This is a genomic window from Clostridium sp. chh4-2, assembly GCF_002899675.1.
GTDB lineage: Bacteria > Bacillota > Clostridia > Lachnospirales > Lachnospiraceae > CHH4-2.
Genome location: NZ_PKUU01000002.1, coordinates 282,015 through 307,463, shown reverse-complemented (window position 1 = coordinate 307,463; position 25,449 = coordinate 282,015). Strand labels below are relative to the sequence as shown.

Annotated in this window: 20 protein-coding genes; 4 read left to right on the top strand and 16 right to left on the bottom strand. The window is 45.8% G+C overall.

Annotation, left to right across the window (positions count from 1 at the left end):
• Window positions 1-224: 224 nt before the first annotated feature.
• From C0033_RS03270 to C0033_RS03260, 3 genes are all read right to left on the bottom strand, one after another.
• Window positions 225-1,502, bottom strand: a complete 1,278-nt coding sequence (locus C0033_RS03270) for a hypothetical protein (RefSeq protein WP_103226419.1) — start codon at window positions 1,500-1,502, stop codon at window positions 225-227.
• Window position 1,503: 1 nt separating this feature from the next.
• On the bottom strand, window positions 1,504-4,476 hold the full coding sequence (locus C0033_RS03265; protein WP_180994539.1) for a hypothetical protein: 2,973 nt from the start codon (window positions 4,474-4,476) through the stop codon (window positions 1,504-1,506).
• A 74-nt stretch (window positions 4,477-4,550) separates the two neighbouring features.
• Window positions 4,551-5,819, bottom strand: coding sequence for a hypothetical protein (locus tag C0033_RS03260; RefSeq protein ID WP_103226417.1), 1,269 nt, complete (start codon window positions 5,817-5,819; stop codon window positions 4,551-4,553).
• 326 nt (window positions 5,820-6,145) lie between these two features.
• On the opposite strand from C0033_RS03260, the gene C0033_RS03255 reads away from it, so the two are divergent.
• Window positions 6,146-8,050 (top strand): glucosyltransferase domain-containing protein, encoded by a 1,905-nt coding sequence (locus tag C0033_RS03255; protein WP_103226416.1) that lies wholly within the window; start codon window positions 6,146-6,148, stop codon window positions 8,048-8,050.
• A gap of 125 nt (window positions 8,051-8,175) precedes the next feature.
• Here the strand turns inward: C0033_RS03255 and C0033_RS03250 are convergent, their stop codons facing one another.
• Genes C0033_RS03250 through C0033_RS03235 form a run of 4 tightly spaced genes read right to left on the bottom strand, consistent with a single transcriptional unit; the run spans window position 8,176 to window position 12,470 of the window.
• On the bottom strand, window positions 8,176-9,672 hold the full coding sequence (locus tag C0033_RS03250; protein WP_242984401.1) for a tripartite tricarboxylate transporter permease: 1,497 nt from the start codon (window positions 9,670-9,672) through the stop codon (window positions 8,176-8,178).
• A 12-nt stretch (window positions 9,673-9,684) separates the two neighbouring features.
• Entirely contained in the window at window positions 9,685-10,131 is a 447-nt protein-coding gene (locus tag C0033_RS03245) for a tripartite tricarboxylate transporter TctB family protein (RefSeq protein ID WP_103226415.1), read from the bottom strand.
• Between the two features lie 11 nt (window positions 10,132-10,142).
• Window positions 10,143-11,276 carry a tripartite tricarboxylate transporter substrate binding protein gene (locus tag C0033_RS03240; protein WP_103226414.1) on the bottom strand — a complete coding sequence of 378 codons (1,134 nt, stop codon included), beginning with the start codon at window positions 11,274-11,276 and terminating at the stop codon, window positions 10,143-10,145.
• Window positions 11,277-11,315: 39 nt separating this feature from the next.
• A complete protein-coding gene (locus C0033_RS03235) occupies window positions 11,316-12,470 on the bottom strand; it encodes an enolase C-terminal domain-like protein (protein ID WP_103226413.1) in 1,155 nt (384 codons plus the stop codon).
• 137 nt (window positions 12,471-12,607) lie between these two features.
• Here C0033_RS03235 and C0033_RS03230 point away from each other — a divergent pair, with 137 nt between their 5' ends.
• Window positions 12,608-13,522 carry a LysR family transcriptional regulator gene (locus C0033_RS03230; protein WP_103226412.1) on the top strand — a complete coding sequence of 305 codons (915 nt, stop codon included), beginning with the start codon at window positions 12,608-12,610 and terminating at the stop codon, window positions 13,520-13,522.
• A 23-nt stretch (window positions 13,523-13,545) separates the two neighbouring features.
• Window positions 13,546-13,668 (top strand): hypothetical protein, encoded by a 123-nt coding sequence (locus tag C0033_RS27590; protein ID WP_278320737.1) that lies wholly within the window; start codon window positions 13,546-13,548, stop codon window positions 13,666-13,668.
• A gap of 786 nt (window positions 13,669-14,454) precedes the next feature.
• On the opposite strand, the gene C0033_RS03225 is transcribed toward C0033_RS27590, so the two are convergent.
• From C0033_RS03225 to C0033_RS03200, 6 genes are read right to left on the bottom strand one after another with little or no spacing between them, the layout of a single operon-like run.
• Complete coding sequence (locus C0033_RS03225; RefSeq protein WP_103226411.1) at window positions 14,455-15,405, bottom strand: cupin domain-containing protein; 951 nt, start codon at window positions 15,403-15,405, stop codon at window positions 14,455-14,457.
• Window positions 15,406-15,465: 60 nt separating this feature from the next.
• Window positions 15,466-17,010, bottom strand: coding sequence for an ABC transporter substrate-binding protein (locus tag C0033_RS03220; RefSeq protein WP_103226410.1), 1,545 nt, complete (start codon window positions 17,008-17,010; stop codon window positions 15,466-15,468).
• A gap of 23 nt (window positions 17,011-17,033) precedes the next feature.
• On the bottom strand, window positions 17,034-17,981 hold the full coding sequence (locus C0033_RS03215; protein WP_103226409.1) for an ABC transporter ATP-binding protein: 948 nt from the start codon (window positions 17,979-17,981) through the stop codon (window positions 17,034-17,036).
• On the bottom strand, window positions 17,969-18,976 hold the full coding sequence (locus C0033_RS03210) for an ABC transporter ATP-binding protein (RefSeq protein ID WP_103226408.1): 1,008 nt from the start codon (window positions 18,974-18,976) through the stop codon (window positions 17,969-17,971). Before C0033_RS03210 ends, C0033_RS03215 begins: the two co-directional genes overlap by 13 nt.
• A gap of 10 nt (window positions 18,977-18,986) precedes the next feature.
• On the bottom strand, window positions 18,987-19,880 hold the full coding sequence (locus C0033_RS03205; RefSeq protein ID WP_103226486.1) for an ABC transporter permease: 894 nt from the start codon (window positions 19,878-19,880) through the stop codon (window positions 18,987-18,989).
• A 5-nt stretch (window positions 19,881-19,885) separates the two neighbouring features.
• Window positions 19,886-20,824, bottom strand: coding sequence for an ABC transporter permease (locus C0033_RS03200; protein ID WP_103226407.1), 939 nt, complete (start codon window positions 20,822-20,824; stop codon window positions 19,886-19,888).
• A gap of 266 nt (window positions 20,825-21,090) precedes the next feature.
• Between C0033_RS03200 and C0033_RS03195 the strand changes: the two genes are divergently transcribed.
• Entirely contained in the window at window positions 21,091-21,756 is a 666-nt protein-coding gene (locus tag C0033_RS03195; protein WP_103226406.1) for a helix-turn-helix domain-containing protein, read from the top strand.
• Between the two features lie 129 nt (window positions 21,757-21,885).
• Here the strand turns inward: C0033_RS03195 and lysS are convergent, their stop codons facing one another.
• The 3 genes from lysS to dusB all read right to left on the bottom strand — a co-directional run bounded on the left by lysS (window position 21,886) and on the right by dusB (window position 25,448).
• Window positions 21,886-23,847, bottom strand: a complete 1,962-nt coding sequence (lysS, locus tag C0033_RS03190) for a lysine--tRNA ligase (RefSeq protein WP_103226405.1) — start codon at window positions 23,845-23,847, stop codon at window positions 21,886-21,888.
• Between the two features lie 46 nt (window positions 23,848-23,893).
• Window positions 23,894-24,376: a transcription elongation factor GreA gene (gene greA / locus C0033_RS03185; protein WP_103226404.1), complete on the bottom strand. Its 483-nt coding sequence runs from the start codon at window positions 24,374-24,376 to the stop codon at window positions 23,894-23,896.
• A gap of 112 nt (window positions 24,377-24,488) precedes the next feature.
• Window positions 24,489-25,448, bottom strand: a complete 960-nt coding sequence (dusB, locus tag C0033_RS03180) for a tRNA dihydrouridine synthase DusB (RefSeq protein ID WP_103226403.1) — start codon at window positions 25,446-25,448, stop codon at window positions 24,489-24,491.
• Window position 25,449 lies beyond the last annotated feature (1 nt).

Here is a 25,449-nt window from a genome sequence, read left to right as displayed (position 1 = left end):
TCCTGTCCAATCAATACATTTTGCGCATACATTCCGCCGCTGAGAATCTACTGTCCCATTCTCTCGACAAGCATAGGATATCAAATGATGGGGAAAATTTTTGAAACTCGTTTCCGCTTTCTGCTGCTCCGCTTCATAAACAAATCGTAGAAAATCGCGATAAAAAGGCGCGAAACCGGAACTTCCATTTTCGCACCTTTTTACATTCCTTCACTCCTCTGTTCTCAAATCCCCAGATACCATAGCGGGGCAAAAGTCACATCCTGTCCATTAAACATCAACGTGGCTGTTTCATTTTCCAGACTGATCATGACGCTGTAATCCTGCATTTTTATGTACCATTTCTCCCCTTCCCCCCTCCAGGCATCTCGTCCCCAATCCTTTACAAACGTAATATAGTCGCTGATTTCCTCGGAACTAAGCCCTTTGATCTGTATATATATTCCATAGGACGCATCTTCCAGCACATCTCCTGATTCCGGGTAATCGACGCTGCCGTCCTCATTTAAAATAAAACTTAAATATCCGGCGGTCTGCGGATCATACCAATCAGGCATAGGCAGTAATTCAGGAGGATTCTTCATGATAAAAGCAGATGACAATAGTTTTTCCATATCATTGGCTTCAAATATCTGATTCATGGTATACAGTTCCGCTTTCAGACTGGAAATCACCTCGGACTGTTTTAAGATTATATCCTCCAAATCGTTTAAATCCTCATCTCCGGCTTTCAGTGCCTCCGTTTCATCATCGATCCATTCTTCATACCCCATGCAGAGGGTGGGATACTTATCCGGCATGGCGTTCCAAAATTCGAAAGCCTGCGTTTCATCACCTAACGAAAGCAGCATATAATTGGTCGTCCTGCACTCATACTCGCTCATGTGCTGAATGTATTCTCTATTGACGGAAATCTGATCTTTCAAAATATCCACCCTGCCGGAGTTAAAAATACCGGCTTCCAAGGTTTCCAGCACGGAATCACGAACCAGCATGTGAGCTTCTTCCAGACTGGCCTGAATTGATTGAAACTGGTTTGACTGATACGCTGTATCAATTCCCGCATTAAACAACACAAGATATTCTTCTTCCGTTAAATCTGCTTCTGTCATGGCAAGTTCCGAAAGATAACGGGCCGATGCGATACAGGCGGTTCTGGCTTTTGTAAGATCGTTCCAATCCCCGCTGTTTACATATCGTTCTGCATAATCAAATGCCCACAATTCGCTGGCATACATCTTATCGAGAACTTGCAGATAATCAGACCAAACGGTTAACAGATGCCGGACCGCCGCATCCTTTTCCGGCGAATCTATGGAAACCGGTTCTGTCTCTGTCAGCGTTTTTCCGGGCTCAGTTGTTTCCATCTGGCTTTGGGAGGTACTGCTTTGGGAGATACTGCTTTCGGCGGCATTATTTCCGGCTCCGCAGCCGGTCAATCCGGCAAACACGCCTGCCATCAATAAAAACGCCGTCATTTTTATCATAAAGCCCTTTTTCATTTCAGTCGTCTCCTGTACTGTTAATTAATGTTATGGCGGCATTTTGAAGAAACGAACGCCACGCTGTTATTCGTTTTGCCTCGTATGACTCAAGATTATTTTCTAAGTCATCCGATTTTGATGCCTCTGTGATCTGATTTTGTTTGGGATACATGGCTGTATTCTTCATACAGAGGTGATAATAATTCATTTCGTCTTCTGATGCGCTGTTTTCCATCCGGGAAAGCTCCGGTTCCAGCACAAGCCAGTAATATTTTCCGGAAATAAAAGCGTCGCACTCTACGGCCTCCCTAAAGGAAGTCACATACTCTTCTCCAAACGCTTTCCATAAATCCTGATCCTGCATCAGCTGTTCCAGAATCTCAATATATTTTAAATAACCGCTTGCCCGCTCCTCAGGCAGCGATGTCAGAGCTTCATAGGCCTCAGCGTTCAAGGGATTTTCAGACCACGGCATAACCTGGCCTGTGCTGAGCAGTCTGTCTTCATAAGCAGATTCCCTCTCTTTTTGACCTGCAATATCCACACTCAGACCCGTTTTACAGCGGTACAGTTTTCTCTCAAACTCATTTCTGTCAACGGGATCTTCATCAAAGCAGTCCAAAAGATCCGCTGTCGTATCATACTGGCGGGCGGCATTTATGTATGCGGCAAACGCCGTATCAAATACATTTTTAGAAATATCTTTATCATAATATTTTACATCGGCCGTAACGGGAACCGATTGGTTTGGTACGTAAATTCCATGATAAAATGCGCCTGCCATAACCAGGATCAAAGCGGCTCCGATACTGCTTCGGATTCTTTTTCGCCGTAAAAATTTATGATTGAACTCCTGCTGGATTTCGACCAGATATTCTTCGATCAAACGGTGGACAATGCGGTAATTTCCATCTTCATCTCTGATAATCAGGCCCAGCCTTCTCCACAGAATCGTGTGAACCATCTGGCCGTACCACTCTTCCGCATTTTGGGCTTCGCCCCGTATATCCGCCAAATGCCCGATCCACTGTGGAAATACGGCCGTCATATCCTGATTTGACAGCCTGCGGTAGCATTTTTCTATTATAGGAAGGAGTTCCCGGTTAGACGCCGCCGCTTCCTTTGCATGAAGAAGGCAGGCCATCTCCGGAAGAACATAATACAAAGCCGCATCAACCCGCCACCGTTCGGAAGAATGCTCCGGATATTTTTTCATTTCTTTTTCCAAGAGAGAGGACAGATAGCTGGTAAGAAGCTGTTCCTGGGTATCGATAAATAACTGTTTTCTGCCCTCCAAAGCCGTCTTTACAAAGATGGACAGCATCATGGGCGTGCGCAGAAGCTGAAACAGCCCGCCATTGTCGGGAGGAAGAATGCCGTTTGCCGAGAGCACTGCGGCTACCTCTGATTCTTCCAGCTGTCTCAGCTTTATTTTGGGAAATGACAATTCAGCGATCTCACTACGGCTGGTCAGCAGAATCCGCACTCCAGCCATCGTGGAAAGCTCAGTAATTTCCTTCATAAGAAGGGTTAAATCCCCGGTAGCTTCATTTAATCCGTCTAAGAGGAGAAGAAGCTTGGGACGCTCTCCCCATTTGGTATGGGCAGGGGAACTCAGAAGGCGGATCAGCTCGTGCCTGGCGGTTTCTATGCTGTCAGTTTCCGGCTTAAACCTTAAATTCTCCAAAATTTTATTTTTGATGAACTCACTGCCGCTGTTGTTCCAACCGTACAGAGAGATATAAGCCACAGCCGGTTCGTCACCCGAATACATCGCCCTTTGCTGATATGCAATTCGAAGCAGGGCTGTTGTCTTTCCCATGCCGCCTCCGCCAAGCATCATCATAGACTGTCCGCCTGATGTGGTCAGTTTTTTAAACAGTTCAGCAACCGTGACACCAGTCCCATCCTCCTGTATGCCCGCCAATGGATATAATTTCTCATCATCTTTGACATATTCCAATGCTGGATTGGCTTTTATGGTATGGAGAATGTTAATCCGTCCGGTTTCCCAAAGGGCCCAATGGGTGATGCCCTTTCCATTGATCCGGTCCTGAAGCTCTTCTAAATCCAGCCGCATGGCAGCCACGTTTTTATACCTCCGGCTGCCCACAGAGGAAAGCCCCTGCCTCAAAATCTGACGGATCATGCTGAGAACCGTATCCGGCATTCCTTCCAGACATTTTGCTCCAAATATATCGGGAACGGATGCCTGTACAATCTGCGTCGCAGTCAGCTCCTGCCCGGTGATACAGCGGTAAAATACGGCCGTCATGGCATAGAGGTCGGAGGAAAATCCAATCGAAGCAATCCTCTTCATGCGGACCTCCGGGGCTATATAACCTTCTCTTCCACTGCTGCAGGGCGAATCTCCATTTCGTATTTCTTCTAATGTATGTACGCTGTTATAATCGATCAGGCTGACCCGCTCTTTTTTCCCTTCTCCGATCAGCAGAATATTCTCCGGGCTGAGGTCCAGATGCAAAAAGCCGGATTCATGAAACAGTTCCAGCGCATCAAGCGCTCCCAGCATTCGCCTGATATGGACGCAAAGCGGTATCCGGTCCGCACCAGGCATATTCAGTTCCTTATCCAAACTCCTTCCGCCGGAAAAACCCAAAACGGAATAAAGCGTTTTATACAGCGGGAAGGTATTAATATTCGAATCTATATCCCCCGGGTGAGCTCCCAGCAGACGGATATGCACTTCATTGGCCCTGATAAAGCTGGCGCGGTTCAGCCGCATAGTTTCTGCCGCATATGTATTAAAACAGATCTCATTCCTTTCATTCCTATATATCCCGCCTCTGGCATGATAGGGAAACAGTTCTTTAATCAGTACCCGGTGACGCAGATTCGGCTGATGATGATCCGGATAGGACCCCAGATAAACGACTGCATTCGATCCTTTCCCAATAAGCGATTCAACGGTACACATCATTCCTGGAAATGGAAGGATCGTTCCCTCTTTCAATACACATCTTCTGTCCATATAATTCTCCATTTAATTCATGGTTTCTCAATTCGCAGTTTTACTGTACCATATCCATGAATATGGACTTGAAATTATTTTCCTTCCTCATCCACCCTTTCACCAAACATTTCTTTAAAAATCCCGCGCATGCGGATATCGATATCAAAAATATCATCCACACAAATGCAATATAAAATCAGCCAGTCAAACGGAGAACGTGGGTCCAGCATAGCGAAACCGCATAAAGACAGCATGTCGTTAAGACGCGTGTAAATGTCTTCAAACACCTCATCCCGGGTCAGTTCATCGTCCCAATCATCATAGACATAATAGTCCCGGCCCACCTCGTCTTTATATGCCTTTTCCAGCTCTTCCCCTTCTCTGCCCCAGTCCTTCCCCTGGTCTGTGGCAATAAACAGAAGGATCAGCACTCTCCGGGTAACGTCAGTTTTCCTGGATTTCATCTTAGACAGCGTGCTTTCATCCGGCCAGCTCTTGCTGATATTTTCCTGAACCTTTGTAAAAACCAGTTTTCCTTCTGAAATTTTCTGTACCTGTTCTTTATCTTTGCCCTTCTTCTTTTCAGTCCTCTTACCGGCCCGTTCCATGGCATAGATCACGTTTTTCTCGAATAAATATTCTCTTAAAATGTCGCGCATAGTCAGACACTCGTCGTCAAACTCTCCCGCACTCACTTCTGCCTCATCCATACGTGGATTTTCCAGCATTTCCAGCCTGCTCATAAATTCCTGGTATGCATTGTTGTGATACCGCCCAAGGCGTTCCACAGAGTGCTCCAGATAATCCGCCAGCTCTTCTTTTGTCTGAAGTGCGGAAACCTCGGAACGGATGATCGGCGTAAAACTGTTTTCCGACAGCTCTTTTGCATCTTCCGTCTTGGATAAAATCTCCTGCATCTGTTCATTTAGCGCCACCGCTTCGGGATAGGTCATACCGTGCTGAAGCGCAAAAATATAGACAATTTCGTCCGGGTTCCTGTAATGAAGCGCTTCTTCCGAAACCATGGTCACAAATTGATCCGCTTCTTCTATGGAGAGTTTTAATATAAAGCACACCTCTATGGCAGCCTGCTTATCGATGGAACGGTCATTGCCGTTTTTCAGCCATCCTCTGACCCGCCTCTCAACCGAATCCTTTTTCCTGCCCGGATCATTATTGAGCAGACCTTCTACCAACACTTTCTGCAGGTCGCATCCGTGCCTGAATTTCTCCAGTTTTTCACGCAGAGAACGGGTTTTGATCTGATTTTCAAGATATTCAACGGCATCCTGAATTGTCAAAAGGCCGGCAGTTGAATTGTCATATAAACTTTTTGATATCGTGGTCTTTTCCGGCTGCATACCTGGTACCTCATCTGTAAAATATAGTTTTTCCAATGTCTGTCTTCTATTATTTTAACAGATAATTATCAAATATTCATTATAATTCCATAAACTTTGATAACTGTAACTAAAACAGTATAATTTAGTTTCATAGTTTATCAAATTATCAAACCCTTGGACTTTAGGATTATGGACTCTTTTGAAAATACATCCTGTAAAAGTCAGATTTTTAATAAATTTTTATATGGGCTTTTGTACAGAAATGAGAAATTTCATAATTTTTCTTTTCAAAGTGCAAGCATTTGATGTAGAATTAATCATAAGCAAAAAGAAGGGATTAAGACATGCAGATTTCTAAAGATAATATAAGGTTAAATGGTAAGACCGTCTTGTTTAATTTGATTTTTTTGATATCATCATTAAATTTTGGTGCGCTATCCTTTTTTTCTATACGAAATTACAGAGGTTTTTTTATATTCGCCATTATTATGTGCGTGATATCTATCTTTTTCAGGTTTGAATTTGAGACTATCAGAAAAAGCATATCGGTATATAAGGTCATTGCAACAATATTTATTGTCGTTTTGACAGCTGATACTTGTTATGGTACTTTGCTAATAAGTGATAAAGCACAATATCTGGCTTCCAGTATGAGTCTAAGCATAAGGACGGTGTTTTTATGGCCTACAATAATAAGCGGGATTATTTCCGCATATTTTATTCAGTATCTGGTCTGCATTATTTTTGACCACTTGGGAAACGAATTAAAACGCTTGCAAGACAGGCTGTCAGAATATCAGCATATTAAGAAAGCATTTTGGACACTTGTTGGAATATATTTGATTTCTATCAGTGCTATTATCCGGGCGGATGTTGAGTATATAGATGATATGCGCCGAAAAGCAGATGGTTATCCGGGATGGGAGGGATTCAGCAGGTATTTAGCCAACATACTTAGTAAAGTGATTAACACAAATGCATATCTAGCAGATATTTCACCAATGACACAGATTATAGCGGTTTTTTTATTGGCAGTAGCGAGCTTGATTGTGATTTTGACGTTTACAAATAATAAAAAGCTTTCGATGTGGAGCGTGATTGCTGTGCTGCCGCTTGGAATATCTCCGTTTTTTTTAGAGTGCCTGTCCTATAAATTCGATGCACCGTTTATGGCTCTGACAATCTTAGCAAGTGTGTTTCCACTATTGTTTTTAGGCACAGGAACCGCATTTTATGTAGCGACCGTAATTGTCAGTGTATTCATTACGTGTACAACATATCAAGCCGCCCTAGGGATTTTTCCGGTCAGCATTATTTTACTTACATTTATCAAATGGCTGCACAAAGATGAGAAAGATTATCTGAGATTGGCTGCACTGTCAGCGTTTGGATACCTTTTAGGATTGATTATATATAAAGTTTTAATTATGCGGTCATTTACGGCATATGTCAGTAGTGAAATATATTCTATTAGAGAAATGCCTGTGGGAATTCTTTCCAATTTGTGCAGATATTTGACTTTTATATATCATGATTTTGATAAAAAGTGGCTTGCTCTTATTTTAGTCATGGCGATTTCTTTTATTGTATTATCTGTCGTCAAATCAAAAAGAAGCAAATGGGTGACGGCTGTTGTTTCGATGCTTGCAGTGGTTATCACTATGTGTTTATCATTTGGCCTTTATATTGTATTTGTATTACCGCTGTTTCAGTGCCGCGCAATGTATGGTTTTGGTGTATGGTTGGCAATTCTTGCGGTTATATGTACAGATTATCAAAAAGACTGTTACAGACCAGTACAGGTGTCAAGAGCAAGCTGCCTAGCTTTGAGCTGGTGCTTTTTTGTGTTTTCTTTTGTTTATGGGAATGCTTTGGCTGAGCAACAACGGTATGTTGATTTTAGGACAGAGATGGTCCTGTCTGAGCTAAACAGACTTCCTGAATTTAATACAGATGAAGTTAAAAATATCCAGATAACGGGAACTGTTGGAGCATCTCCAATCATACAGAATATGCCTCAATACAATGATGGCGCATTGAAACACCTGATTCAGACAACCTTTGCCGGGGATTGGGAGTTTAATACATTCCGTTTTTATAATTATTATGGTTTGCAAAAAATCAATGTGGTTACAAATCTTGAAACGAAGAATCTGCCAGTTTTGTCCGACAGCTATTATGAGACTATTCGAGGAGATAACGGCAATATTCTTGTTGAGCTGAAGGAATGTTATAAATTAGTACATTAATTCCGAGGTAGTTACTGCACAATTAACATACATTAGCAGCAGCGCTGCTCATTTGTCCGCCGATGCATTTTCTGCACCAGGCGGACATTTTTATATCATATTTTTCTATGGATGATCTGTTTCTCTTAACTCACCTTTCTTCCACTGTTCTTCTGAAACAACGGCTGTATGTACGGCCTTAAAACCGAGAACACAACAATCAGCAGCAATATGCAGGAAACAGGCCGTTTAAAGAACATGAATACATCCCCTCTCGCAAAGCTGATGGCCTTCCTGAAATTAGTCTCCAGCGTGCCTCCCAGCACGTAACTTAATATAAACGGCGTCGTCGGTATCCCGGCATATCCCATCCACAGTCCCAGAGCGGTGAAGCCCATGGCCATGAATACGGAGAAAATATTGCCAGAATTGGTGTACACACCAGTCAGAGACAGCACCAGGATTGCCGGATACAGATAATGGTACGGAGCTTTTAAAAGCATGGGAAATGCCCGGATTCCCAGGATTTCCACAACCAATGCGATAACCGCTGCAAATACCGCTGCCATGAAAATCATGTAGACAAACACCGGATAATTTCTCTGCATCAGCGGACCAGCTTCAATCCCGTGGATCGTCAGCCCGCCAAGGAGCAGTGCTGTCGTTCCGTCTCCCGGAATACCCAGAGCAATCATTGGTATAATTGCTCCGCCCACAGACGCATTGTTGGCAACCTCAGGAGCGATTATGCCGTCCACACAGCCCTCGCCGAATTCCTCCGGATGCTTCGAGCTGTTTTTCGCCACAGAATAGGCCACCACATTAGAAAGGGCAGCACCCATGCCCGGTAGAAAGCCGATTCCCAGTCCAATCAGGAAAGAACGGACCGCATTTACCACATTATTCTTAATATCTTTAAACGGAAAATGGAATCTTCCGATATCGCCCTGAAACGTACCGCTGACCCCCGTCTCCCCTTTCGCATAATCGTGCATGATCATGCAGCCTGCGAAAAGCCCGGTCAGGACGCACACCATATTAAATCCGCCTGACAGATAATAAGATCCAAAGGTAAACCGGGGTGTGGAGGAAATCGGGGAGTATCCGATCTGTGTGATCAAAAGTCCGATTGCCGCTCCGATAAATCCCTTAAACATTTTTCCTCTTGATAAACTGACCACCAGAATGATCGCCAATAGTCCAAGGGCAAAATATTCCCATGGTCCCATCTTTACCGCCACGGAAGAGATCACCGGACATGCGATCATAGCAATCAGAATGGAGGGCACCGTTCCGGCGAAGTTCGCAACCGTACCCGCCGACAGCGCTCTGGTTACCTGTCCTTTCCTGGTCATGGCATATCCGTCATAGCAAGTAGCCAAAGAGCTTGGCGTACCCGGAATTCCTAACAGAATGGAGCCGATAAATCCGCCTGAACAGCTTCCAACCCAGATGGATATCAGCATGGCGATGGCTACATTGGAATCCATCGCAAAGGTCAGCGGCAGGATGATCGTAATGGCCATAGCTCCCGACAAACCCGGAATTGCCCCCAGGATCAGTCCTACCAGACCGCCAACCACCATCATCGCCAGACAATATGGCGTAAGCAGCACTCCCACTGCATTCATTAAATCCATCATTGCAGTTCCCCCTTATAATAATTGGCCTCCCGGCAGCGGTATCGCAAACATTTTCGTAAATACAAAATACAATACAGCTGTCAGGATTATGGAAAAAGCAAGCCGTTTCCACAGATGTATATCCTTTCCACGGCTGAACATCGTGCACAGGATATACAGAGCTGCCACAGTGGCAATCCTGTATCCCAGATAGTGCATGACAATCACATAACACAATACTACGCCGAAAATCATTGCCAAACGTCCAAGCTGTTCTTTTGTGTAATAAACCGGCGATTTTTTACCGCCTGTAATAAACAGCCCTCCTCCGCATAATATCAGGATTCCCGCCGATATATACGGAAATGCTTTCGGCCCTATGTCTCCCGCCATCGTGGACGGAGGGAGAACGGCGGCCGCCGCTGCGACCGCACACCCCAGAACCAGGGCAATCAAGCCTGTGACCCGGTCTTTTGTCATGTTCTCACCCCTTATTTATTCATCTCTGCCGCCGCATCGTTATACAGCTTCTGCATCTCGTCTATAATGGCCGCAGAATCCTCCGGCGTCATATATCCGGCGTCCATGGCAAGCTGGTTATACTGTTCCACCACGTTAGGGTTCTCCAGCACGGTCTTCATAGTCTGGTTGATTTTTGCCACATCATCCTCCGACATTCCCAAAGGTCCGGCCAGCATTGAGATTGACGGGATTTCAGCGCTCTCATAGCCGCATTCTTTCATGGTAGGGATATCCGGAACCATATCGCTCCGCTCATTACCGGTAACAGCCAGCCCTTTCAAATCGCCGACTTCAATATATTGGCTCGCATTCTTTACCGGCAAGATCGCCATATCTACCATTCCGCCGACTAAATTGGTGATCGTATCCGCCACACCGCCGCAGTCTACAATCGTAAACTCCGTGCCGGTATTCTTCTGAAGAAGCATCTGCATAAAGTGCCTGTTTCCATTCGCCTGTACTCCCACCAGGAATTTTCCCGGCTCTGCCTTGGCCGCCTCAATAAGCTCTTCTAAAGTCTGATAAGGAAGGCTGCTGTTTATGCATACGATATTGCTCTCTTTGCCCGGAACCGTAATGGTTCCCAAAATCTGAAATTCCTCAAATGTATGGTTATACTGGCCGATTGCAATGCTGCCGCACAGCCCGGTATGTCCAAGATACAGGTTTAATCCGTCTGCTTTTCCATTTCTTATAGTTTCTGCAGCCACGCTTCCTCCGCCGGTGGCATCATTGACTACCACAAAGTTGCCTCCGGTCTCCTCTGACATAGCCTGAGCAAATACTCTTGCGATCATATCGCTTCCGCCGCCTGCCGCCGCCGGAACATAGAGCTGAACCGTACCGCCAGGCCAGCTGCTGGCAGATGGATCGCCCGCCAGACTGCTGCTTCCTGCTTCTGAAGCATTTTTCTCCGCTACTGTATCCTGTGTCTCACTTTCTTTTACTGTTGTTTCCTTCACCTCAGCGTCTTTGCTGCTGTCTGCTGCCGCTGCTGACGGAGCAGATACCGCAGGTGCAGGTGCGGACCCCTGTGCGCTGCCGCATCCGGTTATCATTGCCAGAGACATTGCCATTGCTAATGCTGCAAACCTTTTTTTCATGTTTTCTTCCTCCACTTTTCATTATTTTCTTTTAGTTTTTTATATTTCTTTTTTCCTGCTTCTTATTATAATTTCTTCCAACAGCCCGTCCTTTTCCAGCTTTTCAAAATCCATCTGTACAGGCAGCCCCGGGACATCAGGAAGATAGAATTTTCCGTCCTTTATCTCCGATACCACGCTGAAGTACGGAACCAGAACCTCCATAATCGGCTGATGGTACTCGATCATTGCATCTTCTCCATAAAGAGTTCCCATCACCACATTCTGAAAGGTAAAACCACCGGAGGAAAGCACTGCCCCTTTCTCCTTCGCCAGCTCACATACCTTCATATTCTCGCCGATACAGTACATTCTTGTATTTCCCGGCTGCAGATGATCCACTCCATGATCCGCATAACCGGCAAAGGTGTGATAGCTTCGCACCGATTCTCCCATCGCTACAGACATAGGGATTCCGGCCTCATCCAATTTGTCTCTCAGCTGCCTCAGCCCCATCATGTCATAGGCATGGATCGGTTCTTCAAACCAGGACACATGATAAGCCGCAGCTTCTTTTGAAAATGCAAATGCAGTTTCCACATCCCACGCCTGATTTGCATCCACGGCAATTCCGAATTCATCTCCCAAAGCAATACGGGCTTTTTCCAGCCTTCGGATATCCTTCCCCCAGTCATTTCCGTATCCAATCTTAAACTTGGTCTGATGGTATCCCTCTGATTGGAAGCGGACCAAATCTGCAATCAGTTCCTCATCCGATAAAAGCACGGAACCGCCGCCTTTATAGACGTTACACCAATCCCGCTCCGCTCCCAAAAACCGGTGCAGCGGTTTTCCTGCACGGTTGGCAAGCAGATCCAGCAGGATCATATCCAGAGATCCCAGCTCGCTGACGTGTGCGCTCTGATATCCGAAATTCCGGATCTGCCAATAAAAATACTCTCTCCATTGGCTGACCGTCTTCGCATCTTCTTTCAGAAGCATCGGCACAAAGAAATTGAGCATCAGCGGCGTACACGGCCCTTGTCCGCTCACTCCATCTTCATCGTATATTTTCATCCAGGAGCCGAACAAACTGGCATTTCGAACATTTCCTGTCCCATCCTTAAACGGCACTTCCAGAGGAATGGGGGCTATCTTATAAAACACCGCCCTGTCAATCCGGATTTTATCCGGATAAGAAAAATATTCATTCATACTTTTACTCCATTTCCACAAAAATTATTTTTATTTCCTTGTGATTTTTAGTATAATATATTATGTAATATCATAGAAGTTCTTTTATTTTGGCTTTACTGTATTGTTAAATTCACACCTATAGAAAGGCATCACCCATGGATTTTAAACAATTAAATTATATCGTAACCATCGCAAAGGAACAGAATATCACCCATGCCGCAGAAAAACTGTATATCACCCGCTCCGCATTAAACTACAGTCTGCTTAATCTGGAAAAGGAACTGGGCGTCCAGCTCTTTACCAGGCTGCCCGGCAAGCTGATTCCCACCTATGCAGGGGAACTTTATCTGGAAAAAGCCCAGCAGATTTTAAATCAGTACCATGAACTGAACCATATCATGAGCGGCCTGGCCGACTCTTCCCATGGCCGCATCAATCTTGGCATAACCGTAGCCGGAGGACAGCAGAATCTGATGGACATTTTTCCTGCCTTCCACCAAAGATACCCCTTTTTCTCTCTGAAACTGGTGGAAGGAAATGTAAAATTTCTGGAAAAGAAACTTTTGGACGGCACCATAGACTTGGCCTGGTCCGGCTCTGCCAGCACTGATCCCATGCTTGACAACATCATTACACGCCCCAATTCCGCCCTTTGCCTTGCCGTATCCCGGGACAATCCTCTGGTCCGCCAATATCATCTGGAGGAAATGGAAGGGGAATACGTTGATCTTTCCTTATTTAAAGATGAAATGTTCATCACCATGAACAAGGATACTTTCGTGCGGGCAATCATTGACAGCTATTTTAATTATGCTGGCATCCACCCCAACATCCTGATGCAGTGCAGCCGCCTTGATATGGCCGCACATTTCATTGCCAACACAAGAGCTATCGGTTTCCTGCCTCCGGAACGCAGCGCTCCGCCCATCCTCTGCTTTAAATTAAAACCGGACCTGGAAATCTCCCAGACCATCTTTTTCAGAAAAGGTCAGATATTCACAGAAGCCGAGAAATATCTGATTCATCTGTTTCTGGAAAATCAGCGGCTGGCTGATTTTAAAAATCTGTAGCAGGAAATTGTTATTTAACGGGGTTGGCGAAAGGTACGCACAGAACCAGGAAGCGGAGCCGGAAGGAAACGATCAGAGAGGGAACCGGGCCGGGGAAGCAAGATACGGACAAATGGGATTCGGGATTCGCCCCTAAGAACTACTAAGGCCCGTAAGGACAGAACGAGGCAGGTCAGCGCCATTCGCAGTGAACTCTTGATGACTTCGCTGCTCAGCGGCGCTTTAAAAAATGAGACGGAAATCAGTTTTTACCTGCCTCGTTCTGTCCTTACGGGCCTAAGTAGTTCTAAAGGGGTTCCATACGATCCCATTTGTCCGTATCTTGCTTCCCCGGCCCGGTTCCCTCTCTGATCGTTTCCTTCCGGCTCCGCTTCCTGGTTCTGTGCTGGTTTTCGCTAGCCTGGTTAAAAACAATGTTATTGTATCGGTATTTATATAGAAGCCAATTTACATGGATCGCCACAGAATTCTCAGAAAAGCCTTCGGGTTTTTATTATAAACGTCAAGGCATTTCACGAAAAGACCTCACCCTTTACATTAAATCGTGAAGTCATTTCTGAAAAAGACTTAACGACTGATGTAAAATTTTACCCTCTCATCCGCCAAATCTTTTATCCTCAGCTAGCCAAGCAACAGCCGGAAAGAAGGGGAAACCTGGGCGGGCGGCGGAAATGGAAACAGATAGGGGATCGTGTGCAGACCCTTAGTGATACTTGGTCGGCAAGAGCGGAAAAAGGCAGACAAATACTGAATTCCGAATCAGTATTTGAGGCGCCACTGAACGATGAAGTCATAAAGAGTTCATCGTGAATGGCGCCGCGCTGCCTTTTTCCGCTCTTGGCGTCCTAGTATTACTTAGGGTCGTAACCCGAATCCCCTATCTGTTTCCATTTCCGCCGCCCGCCCAGGTTTCCCCTTCTTTTCGGCGTACCTTACTTAACTAAATAAAAGTTTGTAACAAAGCATTTATACTTACGAAGGAAGGAAGTCATAAATTCCTGATCGTCTAATTTTTCAGGGCTATATTTTTTGATGGACTCATAATCTTCCAAAAGCGCCATCAAATCCATCTCCCCGCCATAGTCAAACATCTCCGTATCCTCCAGCACCTTAATGCTGTGCTTATGAAATGGAGGGATATGTACCAGACAGTCCGGGCCGGCTGTAAAGGTCTCATCCAAAATTGTGAACTGAACTGCGCCCTTTGTAATGTAGTAGAGTTCCCAATTGCAGTGAGGATAATCGTACTCTATATTGATCCCCTTCTCTAATTTCGCCTGCCATACTTCTTTCACTCCATTGGTTTCCCATTTTCCTACCTTTAATTTCAGGTCATAGCCATCCCCTTTATAATGGGAAAACGCAAATTCCGGAGTACGGACTTCATGAACCTTTTCTTTTTCCACATCAACCGGAGCCGGTGTTTCTCTCTGAAGCGCCTTGCGGCCGTTCCGGTAAACTTCCATAAATTCCGGGCTGTCCATATATTCCGGGTAATTTCCTTTTACCGTATTCTTATTCATGATTCCCTGAGCCATATTAATTTCCTGGAATAACTCTCTCCAGATTGTTCCTTCCTCTAAAAAACGGAATCCGTGAGGCGTATATGGAGCGATATGAAGGATATCCCCCGCATTGGCTATAAAATGTTTTCCACGGATCACACATTCGACGCTTCCTTTGGCAATCATAAATGTCTCGAAGCCCTTTTCATGCTGATGATAAGGTACTTCCGCATCCTTATGATAGATGGTATCGCTCATCTCATCCTTCTCATAAGGCCCTCTCGGCAGAATAAAATCATTTACTACCTGGGTACCCTCGTCCCAATGTCTTAACCAGTCCTCTGAATTGTTCATACGAATTAAATAACGTTTCTCCATCTTTTACTCCTTCTCTATTTTCATTCATTATCCCGTTACAGGATAAAATTACTGCATATCTTAATTTCCCCATGACCATTGGTCAATCTTATAGCTGTAATAAGGGTTCGGCTTAATTCCTTCCAAACCTTCTTTGTATGCAATGCCTCTCATGTTGGCAAACAGAGGCAGGATCAAACAGTGCTCATCCATAATGCGAATCATATCATGACACGCCTGGATTCGTTCCTCCGGGTCAGTGCTGCTTCTGTTTGTTTCAAATGCCGCGTCCAGTTCCGGATCGGCAATGTGATAGAAGTTTTGAGGCTGTCCGCTGACAACCAACGCGTAACGCTCGTCAAAATCCGGGAATCCTAAGGTTGTGGCGATCAGGTTAAATTCAAAATCAGAACGTCTCAGCACGTCATTTGACCATGCATTCGATTCCATCCGTTCGATATTCATTGTCACGCCAACCTGAGCCAGCTGGGCCTGCATAATCTCCATAGGTCTGTAATAATTGGCGGATTCTCTCGTTTTGACTGTGATTTCCAGTCCATCCCCATATCCGGCCTCAGCCAGAAGCTCCTTGGCTTTTTCCGGATTGTATGGATGGCTGATCTGGTAATCCGGATCGCTTCCCGGAAGGAAATTAGGGAACATGGAATTAGCCACTTTGCCGACGCCTTCCGCAGCTCCCTGAAGCACTGCCTCCCTGTCAATCGCATAGTGGAACGCTTCTCTCAGCTTTTGGTCGCCAAATCTTCCTTCGCAGTTAAAGAATGCCCATGTAACCATAGCGGATTCCGTCTCTTCATAAACCAGCCCTTCATGGTTCATCAGATTGGAACGGTCTGTCTGAGTCGGATTTGTCAGCACATCGATTTCCCCGTTCTCCAATGCGATGGCAGCCACACTGGAATCCAGATAAACCTTATAGGTTACGTCTTTAATTGGAGCAGCACCGTCAAAATAATCCTCATTTCTGGTCAGGACAATGCGGTCCCCGCTCACCCACTCCACAAACTGATAAGCGCCGGTTCCTATTGGATTTCTTAAAAATGCATCAGGGTCCTGTTCATAGTAAGCCTGCGGAAACACACACATATAGGAAGTAGCGGCCGCTTCCAATGCCGGCCCGTATACCAGTTTAAATACCAGCTTTACGTGAGTATCATCCACCTTTTCCATATGATCCATAGGCGAGGTAGCCGTGGTGGCATAGGCATCATTAATAACGGTGTTATAAGAAAATACCACATCATCGGCAGTCATTGTCTCTCCATTATGGAATTTTACGCCTTCACGCAGGGTAAAAATGATGTCCTTGCCGTTGTCGTCATACTTCCACTCTGTCGCCAGTTTCGGCGTAAAGGTTCCGTCCCCATTGCTCTCCAGCAGCCGGTCAAATACCTGGTCTGATACCAGATTTACCGTTGAGTTGGCCGCAAATCCACCACATAACACGGATGGGTCGGAACTGATTTCTATATTAATGGAATCTTTTCCTCCGCCGCCTCCCTCTGTCTGGGCGGCGCTTCCACCTGATGTTTGACTGCCGCCGCAGGCCGACAAAATCACCGCCGCTGCCAAAGCCAATACTGCTGCTTTCTTTGTTTTTTTCATCCTCTTATCCTCCTTCAAAGTGGTTAATATAAAATGCAGGCAACCTGATGTCCTTTGGACTGTTCCTTCAGACGGATGCTGCTGTTTATACACTGTTCACTGGCATACCGGCATCTCGGTGCAAAACGGCAGCCGATTCCCGGGTTGATGGGGTTTGTCACCTCACCTGTCAAAACCTCTCTTGCCTTTCCCCTGTTCTTCAAATTCGGCACAGGGATTGCCTCCAAAAGGGCCTTTGTATATGGATGTAGCGGATTGATAAACAATTCCTCCGCCGAAGCCTTTTCCACGCACTGCCCCAGATACATAACCGCAATTTCATTAGAAATATGCTTTACCACCGACAGATCATGGGTAATAAACAGATAGGTCAGATTCCTCTTTTCCTGCAGGTCCATCAGCAGATTCAAAATCTGGGCCTGAATGGAAACGTCCAGCGCCGAAACCGGCTCATCACAGACAATAAATTTAGGATTTACGGCCAGAGCATGAGCCACTCCGATTCTCTGTCGTCTTCCGCCATCTAATTCATGAGGATAGGCAGATGCGAGTCTGGGCGCTAAGCCCACAGTCTCCATCAGCTCCAGAACCCGGTCCCGCAGCTCGCTCTTGGACTTTCCGATATGATTAACGATCATCGGCTCCGCAATCAGATCAAACACACTCATTCTGGGATTCAAACTTGCATATGGGTCCTGGAAAATAATCTGTGCATCCTTTCTGAATTCCTTGAGCTGCCGGTTTTTCATTCCGGCTATGTCGGTTCCTTCAAAGAGAATGCTTCCCTCCGTCGGCTCCAAAAGCTTTATAATTACCCGGCCCAAAGTGGATTTTCCGCATCCGCTTTCCCCTACGATCCCAAGAGTCTCTCCTTTTGCGATGGAAAGGTTCACATCGTCCACCGCATGAAGAAGTCCGGCCGGAGTCTTAAAATATTTTTTCAGTCCCTTAATCTCTATCAATGGCTCCATTGCGCTTCCTCCTGTCGATATAAATGGCACCGGATGGTCTGGGTATTCAAATGTACCTCCTGTGGTTCATGCTCCCTGCACACGTCCATACACTGCGGACATCTGGGATGGAATGGGCACCCTTTCGGCAGATTGGTCGGATCTGGTATCAATCCCTGAATGGGCGTCAGCCTTTTCTGCGCTTTTTCCAAGTCCGGCAGGGAATGGAACAGCCCATCCGTATATGGGTGATGGTGCTCGCCTTCAAAAATATCTTCCACGGTGCCGCTTTCCACAACCGTTCCGGCATAGACAACATTTACATAGTCACAGGTTTCCGCCACAATCCCAAGATCATGGGTGATCATAATCATGGACGTCCCCAGTTCTTCCTTCAGCTTGGTCATCATATTTAATACCTGGGCCTGTATTGTCACATCTAAGGCGGTTGTAGGCTCATCTGCAATCAGAAGTTCCGGGCTACAGGCCAAAGCCATGGCGATTACCACCCTCTGTTTCATTCCGCCGGAAAACTGATGGGGATATTCCTGTTTTCTCTCTTTTGAGATTCCCACCAGCTCGAACATCTCGTCCACTCTGGCTTCCATTTCTTCCTTTGTACGGTTGGCCTCGTTATGTAATTCCAGAGCTTCTCTCACCTGCTCTCCCACCGTGAGGACCGGATTTAAGCTGGTCATAGGGTCCTGAAAGATCATGGATATCTTCTCTCCGCGGATGCCCATCAGCTCCTTTTGATCCATGTCAAGAAGATTTTTACCCTCAAATGTGATGGTTCCTGAATTGCATTTACCGATTTTCTTAGGGAGAAGACCCATGATGCTCAATGCCGTGGTGGTTTTTCCTGCCCCTGTTTCACCTACAAGTCCCAACGTTTCCTTCCTGCCCAGGGTCAGGCTTAAACCGTTTACCGCATGTACGGTTTCGGTATCATTTTCATACACTACATTTAAATCGTCTATTTTCAGTAATATTTCTCTCTGCTTCTCTTCTTTCATAAGCCCCTCCCTAATTCTTCAGTCTTGGGTCCAGAGCGTCACGCAGGCCATCGCCGATCAGGTTAAAACTCATTGCGGCAATCATAATTGCAACTCCTGGTACGACAACCAGATATGGATATTCCCGAATATAATTTTTCCCTTCCGTCAGCATGGCTCCCCATTCCGGCAGAGGGGCTGCAATCCCGAGTCCGATAAAGCTCAAACCTGCAATCGCCTTGATAGTATCTGCAATATTCAGTGTGGCGTGTACGATAATCGGCCCGATGGCATTGGGAATCACGTGCTTTACAATGATCCGGAAATGAGAGGTTCCACAGGCCCTGGCCGACTCAATATATTCCTGCCCGCAGATCGGAAGCACCGCAGATCGGACAATTCTGGAAAACATGGGGATCAGGGCTATGGACATTGCCATGATCAAATTGAACGTACCGCCTCCCAGCGCAGCGACAACGCAGATCGCAAACAGGTTAAATGGGATCGCATAAAAAACATCCATAATCCTCATCAGAATATTATCCACCCAGCCGCCAAAGTATCCGGCTACGGCTCCGATAGCTCCGCCTGCCGTAAATGAAACCAATATGATAATAACCGCCATGGACAGCGAAATTCTGGCTCCATAGATAATCCGGGCGAAAATATCGCGCCCATAATGATCGGTTCCTAAAATGTGGCTGCTGCTTGGCGACTGCATCCTGTTTGCCATATCCATACCAACCACATCGGTCTGGTAATTTACAAGAAATACGGCGGACAGCGCAACTACCACCAGCATAATCAGCAAGATTAATCCCAGCATAGCGCTTTTATTTTTTCGAAACCGGTGCCAGACCATGCTCCACTGTCCCTTTTGATACATCCGGCCCGCTTCTGCCAAGACCTTTTTATTCTTTCCCATCTCCATCACCTTCTTCCTTTAACAAACTGGGATTTCAGCCTCGGATCGATAAATACATACAGAATGTCTACAAACAAGTTGATAAATCCGCCTAATAAAGCCACAAACAATACTCCCGACATAACCAGAGGCACATCCTTGGACCGGACTGCCGTTATCATCAGCGCCCCCAGCCCCGGTATGTTAAACACCGTCTCGATAATCAATGTTCCTCCCAACAAACTGCTGAAATTAAGTCCAATAATCGTCACGATCGGAAGCAGCGCATTGCGGAGAGCATGATGCATGATAATCCGTTTCTCCGACGAACCTTTCGCTCTGGCTGTCGTTATGTATTCCTGACGGATCACCTCCAGCATATTGGATCGGGTCATACGAACGACCGAGGCCATCATCCCGGCCGCCAATGTCACACAGGGCAGAATAAATGATTTCCAACTGCTCACCCCCGTAGCCGGCAAAAGGCCCAGCTTCACGGAAAACAGCAGAGTCAGCATGATTCCTAACCAGAATCCCGGCATGGAGTTTAGAATCAGCGCACCCACCATGCTTACATTGTCAAACACCGAATACTGCCGGATTGCCGCAATAATTCCCAGCGGTATTCCCATCAGAATCACAAGAGAAATCCCTCCCACCGTCAGTTTCAGCGTAGTCGGAAATCTGGCGATGATCTCCTGAAATGCCGGAAGCCTTGTTCTGTATGAACTTCCGAAATCTCCGTGAAGCGCTCCCAGCACATAGTTGATATACCGCTGAAGAAACGGCTTGTTTAACCCCATCTGCTCGCGTAAGAGATCCACCTTATCCTGTGGAGCATTTTCTCCCAGAATCATAACCACCGGGTCACCCGGCGTAATCTCCAAAATGGAATAGAGTATGAATGATATTCCGATGATGACCGGAATCATCCATAAAATCCTTTTTACAATGTACTTTCCCATATTGGCTCCTTTCCCTTTTATCATTGAACATGTTCAATAATGGTTATAAAAAATGCAGACTCAGCCTTTTTGGTCTGCTTTCCATCGTTGGAAATATCGGCTTGCCTTTTTATCCTACATTATGTTATCATACCACTATCAGGTAATTCATCCAATTTAAGCCGACGTGTTCTTCGTTTTTGAACATGTTCAATTTATTGCTTTAAAGTATAATCACTTTACCGTAAAATGTCAATAGACAATTTTATTTGAAAGGAATTTTTATAATGAAAAATGAAAAATATCAGGATATCTTCCAGACCTCGCACCGCCTTTTTCTCCAGCAGGGCTATGAAACAACTACGATCCGGCAGATATCGGAACAGGCCTCCGTCAGTCTAGGCCTTGTTAACCACTTCTTTCACTCCAAACAGGAACTGGCCGGACTGATACTCGACATGCTTTTCAGCTACAGCAGCCATTGCTGCGACAAGTTTTATCCCAACCACGAAGATCCTCTGATTCACACCTCTTTGTGCACCCGGGTAAATACCTTATATCTGCTCAGCGGCAAATACCACCGCCTTTATGTGGACAGTTTAAAAAATGATATCTTCTTTCAAAAATTGGAGAAACGTCCCAATACCAGCCTGTACCAGCTGGCAGAAACCCATAATTTCCCGGTCAACGATGACCTGTTCCTGCTTTACGGGAAATATGTGCCCTATAATTTTGAAAAGACATTGATTCTGAATAAGGAATCCGGCCTTTTTTCCAGCATTGGTTATGACGAGATTCCGGACTACATCATTATCAGCAAATTTGAACGTTTTTTGAACAGAAACATATTGGACGATGCTCTGGCAAAAGCCCGGGTCATCGCTGACAAAGTTTTGGATTCCATGCCGGATACTGTTCCCGATTCCTTTGTACTCGATTTTATTTCCGACTGAGTATGTACAGCCGTAACTCCTAGGACAACACGATCAGGCAGCAATACACAAAAAACAGGTATCTGATGAACCATACATCTCATTCATCAGATACCTGTTTCCTATTCTCTAAGGCTAACCTACAGCCTCTTAATACAATTTCGCACCTGCCGGAATGCGGGCATCAACCATAAGCAGATTCAATCCCTCTTTACCGTCTTCCTCGTGAACCGCTGAAATCAGCATTCCACAGGAATCAATGCCCATCATCTTTCTGGGCGGCAGATTAACAATAGCGATAGCCGTCTTACCAATCAGTTCTTCCGGCTCGTAATACTCGTGAATACCGCTTAAAATCGTGCGGTCCGTGCCGCTTCCGTCATCTAATGTAAACTGAAGAAGCTTCTTGCTTTTTGGTACCGCAACGCAGTCCTTAACCTTTACAGCCCGGAAATCGGACTTTGCAAATGTCTCAAAATCAACCATTTCCTCAAACAGAGGTTCGATCTTAACCTTAGAAAAATCAATGGTTTCCTGGACTTTCTCCGCAGCAGTTTCAGAAGATGCAGCATTCTGGCAGGAAGCTGTATCCGCTTTCCTGGTGTCGCCGGAACCGCCAAGTGACTTCATGGTCGGGAACAGCAGCACATCGCGGATTGCAGCCGAATTGGTCAGCAGCATGCACATTCTGTCGATACCGAATCCAATTCCGCCAGTCGGAGGCATACCGATCTCCAATGCGTTCAGGAAATCTTCATCCGTATGGTTGGCTTCCTCGTCGCCCTGGGCCAGAAGTTCTTCCTGGGCCTGGAAACGCTCTCTCTGATCGATAGGATCATTTAACTCGGAGTAAGCATTAGCCATCTCCCAACCGTTCATAAAGAACTCAAAACGCTCCACATATTCAGGATTTTCCGGTTTCTTCTTGGTAAGAGGAGAAATCTCAATCGGATGATCCATAACAAAGGTAGGCTGAATCAAATGCTCTTCTGCAAATTCCTCGAAGAATAAACTGAGAATATCGCCCTTTTTGTGGCGTTCCTCAAATTCCACACCTTTTTCCTTCGCAATTGCTCTGGCTTCTTCTAAGGTGTGAATTTCATTGAAGTCCACGCCTGAATATTTCTTAACAGCATCCACCATGGTGATGCGTTCAAATGGTTTTCCAAGATCCATCTCAATGCCGTTGTAAGAGATGGTTGTGGTTCCAAGCACTTCCTGAGCCACGAAACGGTACAGGTTCTCTGTCAGATCCATCATACCGTGATAATCGGTATAAGCCTGATAAAGCTCCATCAATGTGAATTCCGGATTATGTCTGGTATCCAGACCTTCATTACGGAATACGCGGCCGATCTCATAAACTCTCTCCATGCCGCCTACAATCAGTCTCTTCAAATATAATTCCAGAGAGATGCGCAGTTTTAAATCCTCGTCTAACGCGTTAAAATGAGTTTCAAACGGTCTCGCCGCAGCTCCTCCTGCGTTGGATACAAGCATAGGAGTCTCCACTTCCATGAAGCCCTCTCCGCCTAAATATTTACGGATAGCAGCCAGAATCTTGGAACGTTTAATAAACGTGTCCTTTACATCTGCATTCATGATCAGATCCACATAACGCTGTCTGTAACGGATATCCGTATTGGTAAGTCCGTGGAACTTCTCAGGAAGAATCTGAAGGCTCTTAGACAACAGAATAACTGCGGTTGCATGAATGGAAATCTCGCCTGTCTTCGTCTTGAACACAGTTCCCTTAATGCCCACGATATCGCCGATATCCATCTTCTTGAAATCCTTATAGTCGTCTTCCCCGATGCTGTCACGGGCTACATAAGACTGAATATTGCCTTTCAAATCCTGAACGTTGCAGAAAGAAGCCTTACCCATAACACGTTTGGACATCATACGCCCTGCTATGGATACTTCCTTGCCGTCCCACTCTTCGAAATTATCTTTTACATCCGTGCTGTGTACCGTTACATCGTACTTTGTTATCTGAAACGGATCTTTTCCTGCTTCCTGCAATTCTGCCAGTTTCTCACGGCGCACCTTTAACAGGTGGTTAATATCTTCCGCCTGGTTCGCCTGCTGGTTCTGATTCTGCTCTGCCACTGTTTCCACTCCTCTTCTTTTCGTTCAAGCTTTTTCTTATCAGAGATTAAGAAACTCTCTGAATCTCCAGTACCTTGTACTGAATGGTTCCCACCTGGGTCTCAACGTCCACAACGTCGCCGACTTTTCTGCCGATCAGGGCTTTGCCCACAGGAGACTCATTGGAAATTTTATTCTGAAGGCTGTTGGCTTCTGTAGATCCTACGATCTTGAATTCCATCTCTTCATCGAAATCCACTTCATAAACCTTAACTTTACAGCCGATGTTGATCTTGTCTAAATCGATCTCTTCTTCAACTACAACTTCTGCGTTCTTCAGCAGTTTTTCCAGCTCTTCAATACGAAGTTCGATATCGCGCTGTTCGTCCTTTGCAGCATCGTATTCCGCGTTCTCAGACAAGTCGCCCTGTTCTCTTGCTTCCTTGATCTTCTCCGCAACTTCCTTACGTTTTACTACTTTCAGGTTCTGAAGTTCGTCTTCATACTGTTTCAATCCCGCATATGTTAAAATGTTTTTTTTCTCTGCCATTATACTGCTTCCTTCCTTAAATTTACTCGCCCTCTCGCATTCAAAGTATTATATCTTAAACCCTTACGATTGTCAAGAATAGTATCCCTGTGATTCCTCATTTTCTATAATCTTAAAATCGCTCATCCATCAGCTTCTTTAACCCCTCCAGCGTCTCCACCTGGTTGATCTCATTTCTCACCGCTGCCGAATGGGGAAGGCCGCTGGTATACCAGGCCATATGCTTGCGCATCTCCCGCATGCCGATCACCTCGCCCTTAATCTGCATCTGAAGTTCTCCATGGCGGATGATCATGCGTTTGATTTCCTCCAGACCCGGAGGAGACAGAAGTTCACCTGTATCCAGATAGTGATTGATTCTGGTAAAGATCCAGGGATTTCCCTTTGCGCCCCGGGCCACCATCAGTCCGTCGCATCCCGTCTGGTCCATCATGGCTTTGGCGTCTTCCGGCGTGAAGATATCTCCGTTTCCAATCACCGGAATCTTCACCGCCTCTTTTACCTTCCTTATAATGTCCCAGTCGGCCTTTCCCGAATAAAACTGCTCTCTCGTCCGTCCGTGAACCGCCACGGCAGCAACTCCGCAGCTTTCTGCAATCTTGGCGATCTCGACCGCATTCACATGGTCTTCGTCGAATCCTTTTCTGAATTTTACCGTTACCGGCTTCTTCACCGCCTTTACCATGGAGCTGAGAATCTGCTCCACCAGCTTGGGATTCTTCATGAGAGCGGAACCTTCCTGGTTGTTCACAACCTTAGGAACCGGGCACCCCATGTTCAGATCGATGATATCAAAGGGGCCGTCCTCAATCTGATGGGCGATCCTGCCCAATATATCCGGATCGGAGCCAAACAGCTGGACCGATACCGGACGTTCCTGATCCTTCACTTCCAAAAGTGCGTTCGTATTCCTGTTTTTATATAAAATAGCCTTGGCGCTCACCATCTCCGTACAGACAAGGCCGCATCCCTGCTCCTTGCACAGCAAGCGAAATGGCAGGTCGGTTACTCCTGCCATAGGCGCCAGTATCACGTTATTATCCAACGTCACATTACCGATTGTCAGCTTCATA

Coding starts and splice junctions, on each gene's coding strand:
- C0033_RS03270 (WP_103226419.1), bottom strand. CDS start 1,502: ATGAAAAAGGGCTTTATGATAAAAATGACGGCGTTTTTATTGATGGCA.
- C0033_RS03265 (WP_180994539.1), bottom strand. CDS start 4,476: ATGGACAGAAGATGTGTATTGAAAGAGGGAACGATCCTTCCATTTCCA.
- C0033_RS03260 (WP_103226417.1), bottom strand. CDS start 5,819: ATGCAGCCGGAAAAGACCACGATATCAAAAAGTTTATATGACAATTCA.
- C0033_RS03255 (WP_103226416.1), top strand. CDS start 6,146: ATGCAGATTTCTAAAGATAATATAAGGTTAAATGGTAAGACCGTCTTG.
- C0033_RS03250 (WP_242984401.1), bottom strand. CDS start 9,672: ATGATGGATTTAATGAATGCAGTGGGAGTGCTGCTTACGCCATATTGT.
- C0033_RS03245 (WP_103226415.1), bottom strand. CDS start 10,131: ATGACAAAAGACCGGGTCACAGGCTTGATTGCCCTGGTTCTGGGGTGT.
- C0033_RS03240 (WP_103226414.1), bottom strand. CDS start 11,276: ATGAAAAAAAGGTTTGCAGCATTAGCAATGGCAATGTCTCTGGCAATG.
- C0033_RS03235 (WP_103226413.1), bottom strand. CDS start 12,470: ATGAATGAATATTTTTCTTATCCGGATAAAATCCGGATTGACAGGGCG.
- C0033_RS03230 (WP_103226412.1), top strand. CDS start 12,608: ATGGATTTTAAACAATTAAATTATATCGTAACCATCGCAAAGGAACAG.
- C0033_RS03225 (WP_103226411.1), bottom strand. CDS start 15,405: ATGGAGAAACGTTATTTAATTCGTATGAACAATTCAGAGGACTGGTTA.
- C0033_RS03220 (WP_103226410.1), bottom strand. CDS start 17,010: ATGAAAAAAACAAAGAAAGCAGCAGTATTGGCTTTGGCAGCGGCGGTG.
- C0033_RS03215 (WP_103226409.1), bottom strand. CDS start 17,981: ATGGAGCCATTGATAGAGATTAAGGGACTGAAAAAATATTTTAAGACT.
- C0033_RS03210 (WP_103226408.1), bottom strand. CDS start 18,976: ATGAAAGAAGAGAAGCAGAGAGAAATATTACTGAAAATAGACGATTTA.
- C0033_RS03205 (WP_103226486.1), bottom strand. CDS start 19,880: ATGGGAAAGAATAAAAAGGTCTTGGCAGAAGCGGGCCGGATGTATCAA.
- C0033_RS03200 (WP_103226407.1), bottom strand. CDS start 20,824: ATGGGAAAGTACATTGTAAAAAGGATTTTATGGATGATTCCGGTCATC.
- C0033_RS03195 (WP_103226406.1), top strand. CDS start 21,091: ATGAAAAATGAAAAATATCAGGATATCTTCCAGACCTCGCACCGCCTT.
- greA (WP_103226404.1), bottom strand. CDS start 24,376: ATGGCAGAGAAAAAAAACATTTTAACATATGCGGGATTGAAACAGTAT.
- dusB (WP_103226403.1), bottom strand. CDS start 25,448: ATGAAGCTGACAATCGGTAATGTGACGTTGGATAATAACGTGATACTG.